Source organism: Paenibacillus sp. JT22N7, assembly GCF_059383875.1.
The window spans coordinates 174851-191510 of sequence record NZ_JBXENY010000011.1; the positions used below are offsets into that span (position 1 = coordinate 174851).

Consider the following 16660-nt stretch of genomic DNA (forward strand, 5'->3'; position numbering starts at 1 on the left):
ATGGCTAAAACAGACTGGAAATTTAATGATATCGTGACCGAGACGGATATGAATGAGTTGGGTCAGGAAGTGAATGAAAATCGTGAAACAGTGGATATTCACACAGATGCTACAACTGGTGTACATGGAGCTACTAGTGGAGCAGAACCGAATACAATCTCTCAAAGAACAGAGGAAGGTGATTTAGTAGCGCGTCGCTTCGTTTCCAATGGTGGTGAGAATTTTGTAGGGCCAGTTACAAGTAATAATTTTGTTGTTCGTGCTTCTGGTAGTTCTACTAACGTAGAAGGCATAGTTTCGCGTTTAAATGCCAATGCATATCATGATGGTACAGAATATAAACGGTTTAATCCATCCTATAATTCAATAATGTTTGATGTTAACGCTCCTAACAATAAGATAACTGTTTTAAAAGGAAATAGGGGAACTGGCACTTTAAAATGGGATTATACTGAGTATGTACCCACAACAACTGCCATGAATTTGACTTTATATGTAAGATCAGATGGTGATGACAATAACAACGGTCTTACTAATACAGCATCCGGAGCTTTTAAAACCACTGCGGCTGCCATAGCGATTATACCTAACATTGTTAACCATGCAATCGTTATTAATGTAGCAGCTGGTACTTACAGTGAAGAAATTAGTTTGAAGGGTTTTACTGGAAAAGGGTCCATTTCTATAATCGGAGCAGCAGACAGGAGCAGTGCGGTTAATTATAAATTTAATAATTTTATTTCGGAGAAAAATACGGTTCGCGTAATTCTGAAGGGATTTGAATTTACAACAGCTCCGATTGGATCCAATAATTCTAGCATTTTTATTTACGATAATCCAGGCTACGTTAGTGTTCAATACTGTCGTTCTGTTTTTGTAGGTTCTGATAAGATTGGAGCATTCGCTATCACTTCTCCTGTTGTAAGTATTTATGACTGTGAAATTAGCAATAAAAGCAATGCAATACTATGTGCCTACTCTTCGGGTATGATAGCTGAGACGATCTCTGGAGTTGGAAACAATGTGGCTTACACGGCTCAACTTAATGCAAAATTGACAATTCTTTCGTCTCTTATCACTTCGAATGTTCCTATGTTCGCGGATACTGGTGGGATGATTGTTAATAATGCAAACTCAGTGATAAATCCATGGGGAGATAATACAGCATCTGCAAAATCATATGTTGAAGCTGCGCATACATCTTCAGCTGTTTCTTTACCTACAAATGTGATTACAAGACTGGCATATGCAACGATTGGTAAAGATCATCTTGGGGAGTGGACTGGAGGCAATCGATTTACAGCAAAAACAGCTGGTCCTCATCATATTGCGGCATCGATTCAACTAATGAGTGTTGCTGCTGGCTCAAACAGTCAACTTATCATATATGTAAATGGTATTTATGCAAGAACATTAGGCTCGGTAACCAACAATTCAGCGGGATATGTTACTATTTCGGGTTCGACTCTAGTTTATTTAAATGTTGGAGATATTATCGATTTTTATGGTAATTGCACGGCAAGTTGTGTCACAAATATGGATGGAAGAAATAGTTGGCTATCGATCTCTAGAGTTTAATTGGTGATGAAATCATTATTTAAATAAGGCTCCGCTCCGGCGGGGCCTCATTTTTTTGACTCTAGCGCAACAACCGCGCTGAGACCAACACGAAAGGGGGCAACATTAAGATGTTCAAACCTATTTTTAACGTTGATATTACGCCGGGGACAACGATTGCGGGAGCGGTGGGCGCTTTTTTGGCACCGTGGATTGGGTTGATTTATGGGGAGGGGAGGCTGATTCCGATTTTGCTGCTAATTGTGGTTATTGGGCTGGATTGGATTACGGGCATTGCCGCTTCTTATAAAGATACGACGTATTCCTCGGAATACGGTATGCAGGGCGTACTGCGGACGCTGTTTCTTCTAGCCCTTCCGGTGCTGGCGAATTTGCTGGATATGATGCTGGCGATGCCGGGGCTATTTTTCTACGCGATCACGATTGGACTAATCTATCACACATGGCAGTCGCTGACAGCCAATGCCTACCGCGCCGGCTGGGGCAAATGGATTCCCGAGGCTGTCGTCAAGCTGATCGAAAGCGAGCTGCAGGCGAAGATTGAACGGGCAACGAGACGTGGCGCAGAACCTACTGACCCAACTGAACAAACAGAAAGGAAGGATTCCTAATGCTGACCCTTATACAGGTGAAAAATAAATCCGTGCCCAGACTTGAGGGGCTTCTATCCCCCGTTCGCGCCGCAGCGGAACGCTTGATCGAACGCTGCTATGCGCGTGATATTCCCATCGTCATTACGCAAGGGCTGCGTACAATTGCTGAGCAAGACAAGCTCTATGCGCAAGGCCGAACGTCGGCGGGCAGCATTGTCACTAACGCCAAAGGCGGCTACAGCTACCATAATTTTGGCGTAGCAATAGATTTTGCGCTGCTATCCCCGGATGGGAAGCAGGTTTACTGGGATACGAAGCGCGACGGCAATGCCAATAAAGTCGCGGACTGGGCCGAGGTAGTAGATGAAGCGAAGCGGCTTGGTTTTGCGTGGGGAGGAGATTGGACCTCATTTAAGGATTATCCCCATTTTGAAATGACGTTCGGCCTGACGACGGCACAGCTTCGGGCGGGCATTCGGCCAACAGCGGCGCAGATTGCGGCTGCGATGGCGATTATAACGAAGGAGGACTCCTATATGATGAAAGCCGATGATGCTAATGATCTTATTAAACGTTACTTGCAGCCTTCCTGGGCAGCATACAAGCAAAAAGGCGATGCAGCAGGCATGCAAGAAGCTCATCGACTTGCAAATGAGCTTCGCAAAGCAAGCGGACAAAAAGAACAATAAACCGCCTGCGGCCATCTATTTTGCCGACTTGCAAATAGAATCTGAACAAAGAAATGGAGAGAAATTACGATTTCGACGCACTTTTGCGTTACTCACCAGACGCTCTCCATTTCGGCGCTTGCCGCAAGCTTACTTTTTGACCACGATGTACTGCTGCCTCTTCCATTCGAACTCCTCTGCTTGAAGCAGCTCAGATATTTCTAGCATCAGATCAGGCTCCAGCTTGGACGCTTCCCTAAAGCGCTCCATTCCATCCGCCCAGCAGGAAAATAGCTCGATTTCCTCACCGATTTCCAGATTGCGGTCGAAGTAATGGAACAGCTCCGTCAAGCATTTTTTGCTGCATGGATAGGCAGTGGGATACAAGCGCTTTATTTCCTCATTCATTTGGAAGGAGCCGCCATCCGGGTGTACTTCGTATACATAGGGGAGGCGGAAAATATGAGAGGCATCTTGATTTTCCATGGGCCCGCTTACAAATAACCCCGCAGCATCCTCTTCGGTTTCATAAATTTCTATCAGTTTGTCCCCTTTCGGATATTTCTCCAATAAAGTTTTCATATGTTCATGATTTTTAGCCTCTGGATTCACATAAGTGACGTAATCCATTAGTGTCATCGTCTTATTATTCATCCCGAACGAGCCTGTTGGAAGCTCATGGCTAGCGGCCATATAATAAAAAAGAGACATGGGCAGGGTCACCTTCCTTTCATTTGAATATAAAAGCACGATGTCCTCAGTTGAACTATATTCTCCAGCAAAGTCTATTTTCCTACCACATCCTTGTGAAAAATAAATCGTAGTTTTTGTTAAATAGTCATGTTTTCCCCTAAAGAATTGGAAGCGTTATTACGTTAAAATAAAACGGTAGCAAAGCAAACGAATAGGCGAAAAAGCACATGATCGCGAGTTTGTCTCTCCCTCCAATGATTGCCTCTTCATGTTAAACTAAAGCTTATAAGCTATTTTCGCAGGAGGAGGGCTAGCGGATGACTTTTTCGGCAGCAGCATTAAAAGATATTTCCCCATTCGTGCGTTTTGTTAAAATCATCAAATCCGCCGAGCTATCGGGCGAGTGGCTGGATTTTGACCATGTATTTACGTTTATTGAGCAGGGGCAAGCCGATTTTATATTAGATGGCGTTCGCTATCAGCTTGGAGAAGGCGATGCCATTGTGATGCCGCCGCTGATGACGCATTTCATTCGCTCTACGTCGAGCGAGCCGCTCATTCAGTATATTTTTCACTTTGATTTATTCCATGATGTTAACCGCGAACGTTGGCAGTTCATTGGCATTGTAACAGGTGAGCAGCTAATCATTCCACAGTGTGAGCAATTGCTGCAAGGCTTGCATCCGGTTTCCGCCATTAGCGGGCCTGACCGCATGGAGCTGAAGAAGCTGTTTCTCATTATGCGAAAAAGATTTATAGAAGGCGGCGCCACTAGCGAGCTGGAGCTTAAGGCAATCGCACTGCAACTGCTCGTGCTTTTTCTGCGCAATCAAAGCGGGCATGAGCGCCAGGAGGGCACACAGGCGAAAGCGTGGGCGCCAATCCAGCAATGCATTGACTACATTCAGCAGCATTACGCTGATCCTGAACTGGATAATGATCGCATAAGTGAGCAGTCCGGGCTGTCGCCGGGCTATTTATCCAACTTATTTAAAGAGCAGACGGGTGTCACGCTTCATAAGTATTTGACGTATGTGCGCATTGAGCATGCCAAAAAACGGATTATGGCAGGCAGGGAGACGTTGACAGCGATATCGGCGGGCAGCGGATTTTCGAGCATTCATCATTTTAGCCGAATATTCAAACGCGAGGCGGGCTTGACCCCCAGCCAATTCAAGGCCGAAGCATCCGGTCCTATCCGGAGTCTCATAAGCGGGTAGTCCAACCAATACATAACGGGAGAGTGCGTCTCATGAAAAACACGCAAATTGAATTTACAGCGCCATGGAAAGTAGAAGTGAAGCAGGAGGAGCTGCAAGCCCAGGTTCCAGAGCTTACAGGCAATCAGGTGCTGGTGAAAAAGCATTATACGCTCATTAGCCCTGGCACGGAGCTTGCTTGTCTTTCGGGTGGCGAAGGCTGGTTCCATATGCCATCTGTACCAGGGTATGCGGCAGCTAGTGAAATTGTAGCATTGGGGCCGGATGCGGCTGAAGGCTTCCAAATTGGCGATATGGTGTTTCATTACGGGAAGCATTCCCGCTATGAGCTGACGACGACAAGCGGGGTGTTTCTTAAAGTGCCGGACAGCTTGCCGCTGGCTTGGGCTCCTTTTACACGAATGGCCACGGTAGCGATGACAAGCACGCGAGTATCGTCGATTGAACTGGGCGATTATGTAGCGGTGACAGGCCTTGGCCTAATTGGCAATATGGCCGCGCAGCTTGCTGGACTTCAAGGCGCTTCGGTTATTGGCATTGATTTAGCTGCAAAACGCAGAGACCTCGCGAAAAATTGCGGCATCCAGCATGCCATTGAGGCAGGCGCGGATACGCATAAGCGGGTTATGGAGTTGACGGGCGGCAAAGGGGTATCTACACTTATCGAAGCGACCGGCGTCCCGCAAGTTATTTTGGACAATGTAGCGCTTGTCGGCCAATATGGGGAAGCGATTCTGCTCGGCAGCCCAAGGGGAGAGCTGCAAAGCAATGTAACCGACTTGCTGAACAGCATTCATTTGAATGGTCGCGGCTGTGTGACGTTCAAGGGAGCGCATGAATGGCGTTATCCGCTAACGCCGGAAGCATTCGTCAAGCATTCCCTTGTACGCAATTCTGAGGTCGTATTCCGCCTCATGCAATATGGCAAGCTGCAGATCGAGCCGCTCATTAGCCACATTATGAGTCCTGCTGATGCACCTGCTGCCTATGAAGGATTACGCAATAAAAAAGATGAATATTTAGGTGTGCTATTTAACTGGGAAGAGGTGTAGGGGAATGATTAGAGGATTAAGCAAGTCGGGATTAGGCTCCATTACAGATGAACAGCTGATTGCAAAAGCGGCAGAGTACGGATTCGGCGTTGTGGATATCGATGCCAAAGCGCTTGTAGAAAAGCATGGGGAGCAAGGAGCAGTGAGGCTGCTGTCTGACCATCAGGTGACTTTAGGCTCCATAGGGCTGAATGTTGAATGGCGCGGCACGGATGAGCAGTTTCGGGAAGGCTTGAAGCAGCTTCCGCTGCATGCAGCGGCTGCGGCACAATTGGGAGGTACAGCCTGCTGTACCTATATTTTACCCTCGACGGACAATAAATCGGCCCTGTTCACCGTGCTAGCGGTAGCCCGCCTGCGCCAAATTGCCGACATTTTGGACGCGTATGGCATTCGTTTTGCGCTGGAGTTTGTGGGACCGCATCATTTGCGGACGGCATGGGCGAACCCTTTTATATGGACGGTTGAGGAGACGCTAGCGCTTATTTCGGCAATAAATCGGCCAAATGTTGGCTTGCTGGTGGACGCTTATCATTGCCATACGACGGGTTTTACGCCGGAGCATTTGCGGAGCCTCAGAGCTGATCAGGTCGTTCACGTTCATATTAATGATGCCCGCGATCTTCCTGTCGCTGAGCTGCTGGACAATGACCGCCTCTACCCTGGTGAAGGGGTTATTGACCTGAAAGGCTTTCTTGCTGCGCTCGTCGACATCGGCTACAAGGGGCCAGTTGTACAGGAAATATTGACCCAGACTGCTCCTGAAGGAACAGCAGATGAACTGCTAAGCCGCTCCAAAGCTGGATTTGACAAGGTTTTTGCATAAAAGGCTCCTTAAGCCAGCAAGCCCGCAGTTAACGGGGCAAACGCACATTTCTTGCAAGCGCCTATACCGTTTCGCCATTTCGTCCATAGGATACTGTGTACTTCAACCAAAGGAGATGGACAAATGAGCTACAATGTGGCAAACGCTGGAATTGGCTGTGCCCCTTGCGGTGTAGGCGGAGCTTTCACAAGCGTAGGATCGATTCTTGTACTTTTCATCCTGCTTGTAATTATTACTCGCGCTTGCTGGCTATAGTCCAGTTATAGGATCTGGCGGTTCGGCACCGAACTAGGCGCTGGGCTGCAGAAACGTATATCTGAACAAAAAGGAGTTGAACAAATGAGCTACAATTTAGCAGGTGCAGGCTACGGCCACGGCCACGGCTGCAGCCCCTTTACTAACGTAGGAGCGATCCTTGTCCTTTTCATTCTACTTGTTATCATCACTCGCGCTTTCATCTAATGAATAAATGTTGATGTCTGCCGACATGGCCCATAACTTTATTAGGTTTTGCATAACCGCTGCAAGCTATTTCGTTCAGACTGCCAGCTTTCCTGAGCGTGCAAAATCATGAAATAGGCTTAATTGTCCCGGAGCTTCCCGCGCTCCGGGCTTTTACATAGCTTGGGCCGTATTTAAGGTGCGAAAACGTAACTATTACGATATAATAAAGCTTATGTAGAAGGACAATAATGGGATACGGGAGTTTTGGAGATGGAAAATAGCAAACCGCCAGTACCAGTCTATTTGCTGACCGGGTTTCTCGGAAGCGGCAAGACGACGCTGTTGAAACGCATGCTCGATTATTGGCAGGCTGAAGGTAAGAAAGCAGCTGTCATTATGAATGAGCTGGGCGATATTAATTTGGATGGACAAGAAGTCGGAGATGAAGTGCCGATGGCCGAGCTGCTGGGCGGCTGTATTTGCTGTACGATTCGCGGCGATTTGAGCTTGGAGATGAAGCTGCTGATGGATGAGCATCATCCTGATATTATCGTCATTGAATCAACGGGTGCTGCGAATCCAATGGAGATTTTGGACGGCGTAACCGAAGCGGCCATGTATATGCGCATTGATCTGCGAGCGGTTATTACAGTTGTAGATGGCCCTGAGCTGTTAAAGCGTACCCGTGCCGGCAAAGGACGGACGCTTAAGCTGATGCAGGACCAAATTCGCTGCGCGAGCTTTTTGCTGCTTAATAAGGTGGACAAGCTGGAGCCGGAGCAGCTGGTTGAAGCGCAGCAGGCGCTGCGGGAGCTGAACGCCCACGCCCAAATCGTTGCAACGATGCGCTGCATTATAGACGAGTGGTCCTGGCTGGACGCTCAGCAACCGGTGATTGCAAGCTCCGCGGCCTTGCCGCCGACTGCGAACCAGGAAAACGCTGAAGCTGTCCATGCCTGTGGCCCGGGCTGCTCCCATGAGCATGATGAGGATCATCACCAGCATTCTCCCGAGCATAAAGAGCAGCATGCGCACCACCACCATTCGCATGACCATGTCATGGCGCTGACCCATTATTTGCAGGGACCCGTAGACAGTGTTCAGTTTGAAGCGCTGCTAAGAAATTTGCCTGAGCATGTTTATCGGGCGAAGGGCATCGTGACCTTTACGGATACGGCGAGCCGCTTCTTGTTTCAATATGCCTATGGGGAAAGCGATTTTATGAAAATAACACCGCAAGGCAAAGTTAATGATGTAGCCGTGTTTATTGGCGAGCATTTTTCCCGGGAAGAGCTGATTGCACAGCTTCAGCAGTTGGAGTACGGCGCTTCTTCTGAAGCATAAAGCGAGCCAGCAGTAAGAACGGGGCAAATGGGCTGTCTCCATACACATAAAGCTGTATTTGCAGCGCCAGACGTCAGAGCAGAAGCTCTGGCGTTTTTTATGATTCTTCCGCTTTTCTCATGATTATGTTAAATCGTTGATGGACAAAATAACCAAGTAAAGGGGCTGAAGCGATTCGCCCTCTTGCATCAAGAATTCAGGCATGGCGCTGAAAGGATTTTAAAAATAGCCCTTTCTTTCTTCGCTTGTGCCCAGCAGAAAGGTTGTGTCCAAGGATGAATAAGTCAAAAATAGTGAGGTCAGCAGCGGCATGCCTGCTCGTAGCAGCCATAGCGTTACCCGCGGCCTATGCCGCCGAGCCTGCCCAGCCGCCACAGGCGGAGGGACAGCCTGACAAGCTTCCAGCTGCCAAGGGCCATTTTCACGAGGAGCATAAAAAGCAGCATCGCGAGCACGCGCTGGGCTACGAGCAGTATCGTCTCGCCAAGCTTCGTTATATGGCTGAATATTTCGGCATTGCGGTAGAAGGCAAGACAGCCGAGCAATTAAAGAGCGAGCTGAAGGCAGCGAAGGATAAAGACCCGGCGAAGTGGGAAGCTTTTAAAGCGGAGCATCGGGCCAAGCGTTTGGAAATGCTGCGCAATGCAGCGAAAGAGTATGGTCTTGAGACTGAAGGAAAAACGGCCGAGCAGCTGCGCGAGGATATTCGCAAGTTTCAACGCTCCAAGGACACGGCAGACGACAGCAGGCGTTAAATTCGCCGTTATTTCCCTTGAAACGGTAGCTGTGCCGCCAAAGGATGGCAAAACAAAAGCAGAGCCGGAAAGCGCGAAAGCTCCCATCACATGTAGGGGAGCTTTCGGCTATAACAGGCAATGATTCGGAGGAAATACAGTTTTTTGAACGTCAGCAGCCAGGTGGAAATGGCGGAAAAACAGCTTTTTTTCAGCAGATAGGGCAGTTAAATCGAGATTCGACAATAATTGTCGCAATTTGTCGTGGTAATTTAAAATATTAAATTAATTTGGCGTTGTGTTTGGATTAATGCGTCAAGTATACTAGAACTATATCATAATTTGGCAAAATTCGTCGATTCAATAAGCAGCTTCATTTGGAGGAGGATAGGCACTTGAAAACAATGAGGGTTGGTATTGCACATAAATTAATTTTTACTTTGGGAGCCCTCATGATCCTGTCTTTCACTTTGCTTGCTTCCATTCAATTAATGAAGCTTTACGACGTCAGCTTGCGTCAAGGGGAACTGGTTGCGCAAAATCAGTCCAATGCCTACACAACCAAGATGTCCATTGAAACGAACGATGCCTTGATTAGACTTGAAGGACTGCAGCAATCGTTGCAGCAAATGAAGGAATATAACATGACTGACCGCTCGGAGGCAGTTAGACTCATTGAAAATTTTGTGCGGGAACAGCCTTATATACTCGGTGTTTTTACGGTTTGGGAGCCTAATGCGTTCGATAATCAGGATGGGAATTTTCGCAACAAAAGCAGCTACGATGATGACACGGGACGTTTTGTCCCCTATATTGTGCGTCAAGGCGACAAGATAGTAGCCTATCCTAATAAAAACTATGAAAATATTGGCGACGGGGACTATTACCAAATCCCCAAGCGGACGAAGAAATTCGCTCTAATGGAGCCTTATTATTATGATATAAATGGCGAGCGGATTTTGATTTCGTCATTTGTTTATCCGATTTTGGATGAGCAGGGCAAGTTTCTAGGTGTCGTTGGAGCGGATATTTCCCTCGACATGGTGCAGCAGGAAGTGGAGAAAATCCGTCCTATGGGCGGCTACGCGACGATGATTACGGCTGGTGACAGCTACCTTGCTAATGGATTTGATCGCGCGCTGGTATCCAAGCCTTATTTGCCTTTGCCTAAGGGCGAATCGTTAGAGGAGCTGAAGGAGCAGGCTCTAACCATTATGTATACTTCCGACCCCATGTTGGGCGGAACGGTAATGAGGCTGCTTAACCCGATACATATAAAGGATCAAACATGGTATTTTGAAACGATCATTCCGAAGGGCAATATGCTCAAGGACTACTATAAAGGCTTAAGCAATACCATCATCATTTCCCTGGTTGCTTTTGTTTTCACAACGATGCTGATGATTTTGCTCATTCGCAAAATTGTGCTCCAAAACATCCGCAAAGTGGTCCACGTGTCCTCGGCGCTGGTGGAGGGAGATACCGACCAGAAGCTGGACATTGATACGAAGGACGAGTTTGAATTTATGGCGCAGCAGTTCAATCGCATGATTGATCACCGCAAGGCGAGCGAGGAATTAATCGAATTTCAAGCGACTCATGATTTGTTGACAGGCTTGCCTAATCGTTACGGCTATACGCGTCATATTGAGCAAATACATACTGTTCCTTACAGCAATAAGCAGGCAGCACTGCTGTATATCGATTTGGATCGCTTTAAAGTCATTAACGATACGCTTGATTATGCGATGGGCGACCAACTGCTCAAGCAGTTCGCGGACCGTCTCAAACAGACCGTTGGTTCTAATGGGCGGGTGTTCCGTTTTGGCGGAGATGAATTTGTTGTGCTGCTGAATGACGTCAATCATATGAATCCGCTGCTGCTGGTAGCTGATGATATTTTGCTTACGATTGCCGAACCTATACAATTGAATGACCGGCTATTTTACATTACCGCTAGCATTGGCATTAGTTTGCAGCATGAGCTGACGGAGGAAACCGGCGACCGTATGGTCAAGGAGGCGGACACCGCGCTTTTTGTCGCCAAGAAGCAGCGCAATACAAGCAGGCTGTATTCCCCATCGATGAAGGATGTTTCAAAGCGGGAGCAGGAGCTTGAAAATGGGCTGTTCCCTGCGCTTGAGGGCGAGCAGTTCGTGTTGTATTACCAGCCAAAGGTGGATTTGAAATCCGGACAAATATACGGAGCCGAAGCTTTGATCCGCTGGCGCCATCCTGAGTTTGGCATGATCTCGCCGCTTGATTTCATTCCGCTTGCCGAGAAGACGGGCTTCATTATCCCGCTGGGGGAATGGGTGCTTCGAACGGCATGCAAACAAATCAAGATGTGGGAGCAGCAAGGCGTCACGGCGCTGACGGTCAGCGTCAATATGTCGATGCTGCAATTTCAGCAAAAGCATATCGTGGAGACGATCCAGTCCATTATTACAGAAGCTTCTGTCAGACCCGAGCAAATTGAGCTTGAGCTGACGGAGACGATTTTTATGGACAATCCCGATAACACGCTGAAAATATTGCGCGAGCTGCAGCAGCTTGGCATTCGGCTTTCTCTAGATGATTTTGGTACGGGGTATTCGTCCCTTAGCTATTTGCAAAACATTCCGCTGCATTATCTGAAGCTGGATAAATCATTTATCCATGATATTGTCTCGGATTTTAAGAAGCAAATGATTTTTAAATCGCTCGTCGTTATCGCCCATAACCTGAATATGAAGGTTGTGACGGAAGGCGTCGAAACCGACGAGGAGCTGCAAATTATTCGCCAGCATAAATGCGATCTGGTGCAAGGCTATATTTATAGTCCGCCGGTTACGGCTGAGTGCTTCATCAAGCTTTACCACAAGCATGTATCTTAGGGCTTGTATGCCTTAGAGTTTGAATGCCTTAGAGTAGGTTAAAGAGTAGGTTAAGCCAGTCATGTGTAAAATAAGGAAAGATTAGCAGGAGCTTCCCGTCCGAGGGCAGGCTCTTTTTTTCGTTCATGGAGGCAAAGCTTGTTGTGCGCCAAAAAATTTGCTAAAATAAAGCGAGAGTTATTTAGTAAATTTATTAACTAAACGAATGTGGTGGATGAAATGGCAACGATTAAAGAAATTGCGGCTATGGCGGAGGTGTCTGCCGCGACGGTGTCACGTGTGCTTAACAACGATATGACGCTCGCTGTCGGCGAAGAGACGCGTGCGCGCATATTCGCGATAGCGGAAAAGTTGCAGTATAAGCCATCGCGTCTAAAACGGCTCAAGCAAGAAAGCCAGCGTTCACAGCTGCAAGTTGGCTTATTGCTGAGCTTTACGCTTGAACATGAGGATATTGACCCTTATTTCCTATCCATTCGCAGAGGGATCGAGCGCCGCTGTGAGGAGCTCGGCATCGCCATCGTTAAAGTGTGGCGCATTGGCGGAGCTATGGAGCCGCATCCGCAGCTGGATGGCCTCATTGTCGTTGGCGGGGTGGCAGAGCGTGACGTTCGGATGCTGTATGAGGGCGACAAAGTCGTCATGATTGACCATCTGGGCAAGCTGCGGCATTATGACACGGTCAACTTGAATTTTGAGCAGGCGGTTGAGGATGTTATGGAGCATCTGCTGGAGCTTGGACATACCCGCATTGGCTACATTGGCGGTGGAGTAGACCAAGCCGCCGACGAGCCGCGGCGCAAGCATATGCAGCACCTGCTGGAGTCGCACGGTATTTTGCGTAAGGATTGGGTGCTTGCCGGGGAATGGACAACAGGCAGCGGTTATGAGCTGATGAATGGGCTGCTGGGCCTGGAAGAACGTCCTACCGCATGCTTTGTCGGCAGCGACCCGATGGCAATCGGTGCGCTTCGCGCGCTGCATGAGCACGGTGTAGAGGTGCCGGAGCAAATGGCAATTGTCGGTTTCGACGACATTGAGGTATCGGCTTTCGTACAGCCGCCGCTAACGAGCGTCAAGGCATATACGGAGCAAATGGGCAAGACAGCAGTACAACTGCTTTTGGAACGGATTGAAGGCCGTGAAGTTCCGCTGCATGTCATGATGAATACGACGCTAATGGCGCGTGAAAGCAGCGGGACAGCCGGCCATAATAAGGAGGCTAATGAATAATGGCTATTATTTTTGACGAACAAAATCAGCTTTTTCATCTGCAATCGAAAGAAACCAGCTATGTGATCGCGTTGGTGAAAGGCGCTTACCCGGCACATGTGTATTGGGGCAAGCGGGTACGAGGCAGCCAGCTCGGAAGACTGCTTGAGCTGAAGGAGCGCTGCTCGTTCAGTCCTTCAACAGAAGCGGATGATTTAAGAGTGTCGCTTGATACGCTTCCGCAGGAATATCCGGCATTCGGCAATTCGGATTTCCGCTATCCGGCCTATCAAGTACAGCTTGCTGACGGAACGACGGTAACGGATCTGCGTTACGATTCTCACCGGATCGTACAGGGCAAGCCGTCACTTGAAGGATTGCCGTCTGTCTATGTAGAAGGCGAAGACGAGGCACAGACGCTTGAAATTACACTTGCTGACAGCTACTCAGGTCTGCGTGTCGTATTGCTCTATACCGTATTCGAATCGTATAACGCGATTACTCGCTCGGCTCGTGTCATAAATGGCAGCGAGAACACGCTGCAGCTGCTTCGGGCGCTTAGCATGAGCTTAGACCTCCCTAATGACCATTATGATATGCTTCAGCTGTCTGGTGCATGGGCGCGCGAGCGTTACATTCACCGCCGCCAGCTGGAGCCGGGACTGCAATCGGTGGAAAGCCGCCGCGGCGCAAGCAGCCATGCGCAAAATCCATTTATCGCCCTGTTATCTGTTGGGGCAACAGAGGATCATGGCGATGTATATGGGGTAAACCTCGTCTACAGCGGCAACTTTGTAGGAGGCGTTGAGGTCGACCAGTACCATGCGGCAAGATTGTTTATCGGAATTAATCCGTTTGATTTCAATTGGAGACTGGAGCCAGGCGAGCAATTCCAGACGCCAGAGGCGGTACTCGTGCATTCCTCCGATGGGCTGGGCGGCATGTCCCGCAGCTTCCATGATCTCTATCGTTCGCGTCTATGCCGCGGCAGCTTCCGTGACGAGAGCAGACCGATTTTGATCAACAACTGGGAAGCGACTTACTTCAACTTTACAGCGGATAAAATTGAGGATATTGCTAAGGTAGGCAAGGAACTGGGCATGGAGCTGTTCGTGCTCGACGATGGCTGGTTTGGGCAGCGCAATAGCGACAATTCATCGCTTGGAGACTGGTTCGTTGACAAAAACAAGCTGCCGGGCGGTCTTGAGGATCTAGTAGCGCGCATTCGCAATCTGGATATGCAGTTCGGCCTTTGGTTTGAACCGGAGATGGTATCGCCTAACAGCGAGCTGTATCGTGCTCATCCCGAGTGGTGTCTGCATGTCGAAGGAAGGCGTCGTACAGAGGCTCGCAATCAGCTGATTTTGGATCTGTCCCGTGCTGACGTTCGCGAATATATCGTTAAAACGATTTCTGATGTTCTCGCTAGCGCACCGATTACGTACGTAAAATGGGACATGAACCGCAATATGTCCGAGATTGGCTCTGCACTGCTTCCAGCCGAGCGCCAGCGTGAGACGGCTCATCGTTACATGCTTGGCCTTTATGAAGTGCTGGAGCGCATTACGTCTGCTTTCCCGCATATTTTGTTTGAAAGCTGCTCCGGCGGCGGCGGACGCTTTGATCCGGGCATGCTGTATTACATGCCGCAAACTTGGACGAGCGATAATACCGATGCCGTATCGAGGCTGAAAATCCAATATGGCACGAGCCTCGTTTATCCGATTAGCTCGATGGGCTCCCACGTATCGGCTGTTCCTAACCATCAGGTTGGCCGCAGTACGCCGCTTGAGACGCGCGGCAATGTGGCGCTGTCCGGCAACTTTGGTTATGAGCTGGATTTGACGAAGTTCACCGAGGATGAGAAGGAAACGGTGAAAGACCAGATTGCGCTCTATAAAGAAGTCCGCCATCTCGTGCAGTTTGGCGATTTCTATCGTCTGTCCAGCCCATTTGAAGGCAATATTGCCGCATGGATGTTCGTTTCGAAAGACAAGAGCGAGGCGTTTGCTGTCTACACATCCGTCTTGCAGGAGCCGAATCCGCCGCTCAGCCGTTTTGTGCTGAAAGGGCTTGATCCAAGCCGCGATTATGTATGGCAAGAAAATGGCGAGACGTATGGCGGCGATGAGCTGCTATATGCTGGACTTGCGACGCCGCAATTCCATAACGATTATGCAAGCAAGGTTTATCGTTTCCGCGCTGCTGGCGTTTAAGCTGTCGCGTAGTCGAGCATAGTCACGAATTGTCACGTCGTTGACGATCCAAGATAATAAGTTATGAATCAGAAAAAAGCTTCCGCTGCCACGAAAAGTGGCGCTGGAAGCTTTTTTCAAATACATATAAGTACCGTTGTTTTTATAATCCTTAAGGCAGCGCTTTGCCGCGCGAGCAGTTATACAGCCTGTACCATTCTTCGCGCGTTAAACGAAGCGTATTGGCATCTTTGCAGGCGAGGATACGCTTCGGATTGATTGAGCCGATAACAGGCTGAATGTTAGCCGGATGTCTCATCAGCCATGCAAGTACGATCGCTTCCGGCGTCGTATCTTTACGCTCGGAGAATTCAGCGACGAGCGCGGCTGTTGCAGCAACCGATTCAGGGCTGTCGCCGAGCGGCGCGCCGGAATAGATGCCTTGAGCGAGCGGGCCCCACGATTGCAGCTGAATATTTTCCATTCGGCAATACTCAAGCGTTCCTTCCGGGAACACATTATCGCGCGCTGCGAGCTGATTGACATGCAAACCTGTATCAATAAATCCATGCTTGAGCAAGCTAAGCTCCAGTTGATTCACGATAAACGGCTCATCCGTATAAGCGCGAAGCAGCTTAATTTGCCCTTGGCTCATATTGGAAACGCCGAATGCGCGAACTTTGCCGGAAGCCTTGAGCTTCGAAATCGCACTGGCTACTTCCTCTGGCTCAACAAGCGCATCTGGGCGATGCAGCAGTAAAATGTCGAGATAATCGGTTTGCAGCCGCTCCAAAATACCATCGACACTGCTTAATATATGGCTTTCCGAAAAATCAAAGCGCTGCGGATCATCATCGCCGCCTTGCAGGCGAATTCCGCATTTGGATTGCAAAATGATTTGCTCACGCAGGCCCGGACGGTCCTTCAGCACTTGGCCGAAAACTTGCTCGGCTTTGCCGAACGTATAAATGTCTGCATGATCGTACATGTTGATGCCGATTTCCAGCGCCGCGTCGACGGCTTCATGGCCTTCCTTAAAATGCTCGGCCTCAATCGGATTACGGTTCCAGCCGCCGCCAAAGCGCATACAGCCGAGAACAAGCTGGCTCGCTTCAATGCCGCGTTTATGCAAAGGGATCGAACTCATACGTTTATCAACCTCCATGTAAGTGATTACATCACTTCCTATTATAATGCTAAATGGACAGGCGTACAGTGCTTATTG

General features: G+C 48.7%; 15 protein-coding genes. 13 read left to right on the top strand and 2 right to left on the bottom strand.

The window, feature by feature from the left end; translation table 11 throughout:
• The 3 genes from AC50Y5_RS26560 (at nucleotide 1) to AC50Y5_RS26570 (ending at nucleotide 2860) form a co-directional block, all read left to right on the top strand.
• Nucleotides 1-1578, top strand: a complete 1578-nt coding sequence (locus AC50Y5_RS26560; RefSeq protein WP_494864228.1) for a hypothetical protein — start codon at nucleotides 1-3, stop codon at nucleotides 1576-1578.
• 110 nt (nucleotides 1579-1688) lie between these two features.
• Nucleotides 1689-2189, top strand: coding sequence for a phage holin family protein (locus AC50Y5_RS26565; RefSeq protein ID WP_494864229.1), 501 nt, complete (start codon nucleotides 1689-1691; stop codon nucleotides 2187-2189).
• Entirely contained in the window at nucleotides 2189-2860 is a 672-nt protein-coding gene (locus AC50Y5_RS26570) for a M15 family metallopeptidase (protein WP_494864230.1), read from the top strand. The genes AC50Y5_RS26565 and AC50Y5_RS26570 overlap by 1 nt, the downstream gene beginning before the upstream one ends.
• Nucleotides 2861-2989: 129 nt before the next feature.
• Here AC50Y5_RS26570 and AC50Y5_RS26575 read toward each other — a convergent pair whose 3' ends face one another.
• Complete coding sequence (locus tag AC50Y5_RS26575) at nucleotides 2990-3550, bottom strand: hypothetical protein (RefSeq protein WP_494864231.1); 561 nt, start codon at nucleotides 3548-3550, stop codon at nucleotides 2990-2992.
• 299 nt (nucleotides 3551-3849) lie between these two features.
• Here AC50Y5_RS26575 and AC50Y5_RS26580 point away from each other — a divergent pair, with 299 nt between their 5' ends.
• The 10 genes from AC50Y5_RS26580 to AC50Y5_RS26625 all read left to right on the top strand — a co-directional run bounded on the left by AC50Y5_RS26580 (nucleotide 3850) and on the right by AC50Y5_RS26625 (nucleotide 15456).
• Nucleotides 3850-4752 (top strand): helix-turn-helix domain-containing protein, encoded by a 903-nt coding sequence (locus AC50Y5_RS26580; protein ID WP_494864232.1) that lies wholly within the window; start codon nucleotides 3850-3852, stop codon nucleotides 4750-4752.
• 32 nt (nucleotides 4753-4784) lie between these two features.
• Nucleotides 4785-5804, top strand: a complete 1020-nt coding sequence (locus AC50Y5_RS26585; protein ID WP_494864233.1) for a zinc-dependent alcohol dehydrogenase — start codon at nucleotides 4785-4787, stop codon at nucleotides 5802-5804.
• Nucleotides 5805-5808: 4 nt separating this feature from the next.
• Nucleotides 5809-6630 carry a sugar phosphate isomerase/epimerase family protein gene (locus AC50Y5_RS26590; protein ID WP_494864234.1) on the top strand — a complete coding sequence of 274 codons (822 nt, stop codon included), beginning with the start codon at nucleotides 5809-5811 and terminating at the stop codon, nucleotides 6628-6630.
• A gap of 123 nt (nucleotides 6631-6753) precedes the next feature.
• Nucleotides 6754-6885, top strand: a complete 132-nt coding sequence (locus AC50Y5_RS26595) for a YjcZ family sporulation protein (RefSeq protein WP_235533354.1) — start codon at nucleotides 6754-6756, stop codon at nucleotides 6883-6885.
• A 459-nt stretch (nucleotides 6886-7344) separates the two neighbouring features.
• Nucleotides 7345-8418, top strand: coding sequence for a CobW family GTP-binding protein (locus tag AC50Y5_RS26600; RefSeq protein WP_494864235.1), 1074 nt, complete (start codon nucleotides 7345-7347; stop codon nucleotides 8416-8418).
• A gap of 275 nt (nucleotides 8419-8693) precedes the next feature.
• A complete protein-coding gene (locus AC50Y5_RS26605; protein WP_494864236.1) occupies nucleotides 8694-9173 on the top strand; it encodes a hypothetical protein in 480 nt (159 codons plus the stop codon).
• Between the two features lie 44 nt (nucleotides 9174-9217).
• Nucleotides 9218-9436: a hypothetical protein gene (locus tag AC50Y5_RS26610; RefSeq protein WP_494864237.1), complete on the top strand. Its 219-nt coding sequence runs from the start codon at nucleotides 9218-9220 to the stop codon at nucleotides 9434-9436.
• 120 nt (nucleotides 9437-9556) lie between these two features.
• A complete protein-coding gene (locus AC50Y5_RS26615; protein ID WP_494864308.1) occupies nucleotides 9557-12028 on the top strand; it encodes an EAL domain-containing protein in 2472 nt (823 codons plus the stop codon).
• A gap of 219 nt (nucleotides 12029-12247) precedes the next feature.
• Complete coding sequence (locus AC50Y5_RS26620) at nucleotides 12248-13261, top strand: LacI family DNA-binding transcriptional regulator (protein ID WP_494864238.1); 1014 nt, start codon at nucleotides 12248-12250, stop codon at nucleotides 13259-13261.
• Entirely contained in the window at nucleotides 13261-15456 is a 2196-nt protein-coding gene (locus AC50Y5_RS26625) for an alpha-galactosidase (protein ID WP_494864239.1), read from the top strand. The genes AC50Y5_RS26620 and AC50Y5_RS26625 overlap by 1 nt, the downstream gene beginning before the upstream one ends.
• Before the next feature lie 151 nt (nucleotides 15457-15607).
• Here AC50Y5_RS26625 and AC50Y5_RS26630 read toward each other — a convergent pair whose 3' ends face one another.
• Nucleotides 15608-16582, bottom strand: coding sequence for an aldo/keto reductase (locus tag AC50Y5_RS26630; protein WP_494864240.1), 975 nt, complete (start codon nucleotides 16580-16582; stop codon nucleotides 15608-15610).
• Nucleotides 16583-16660 lie beyond the last annotated feature (78 nt).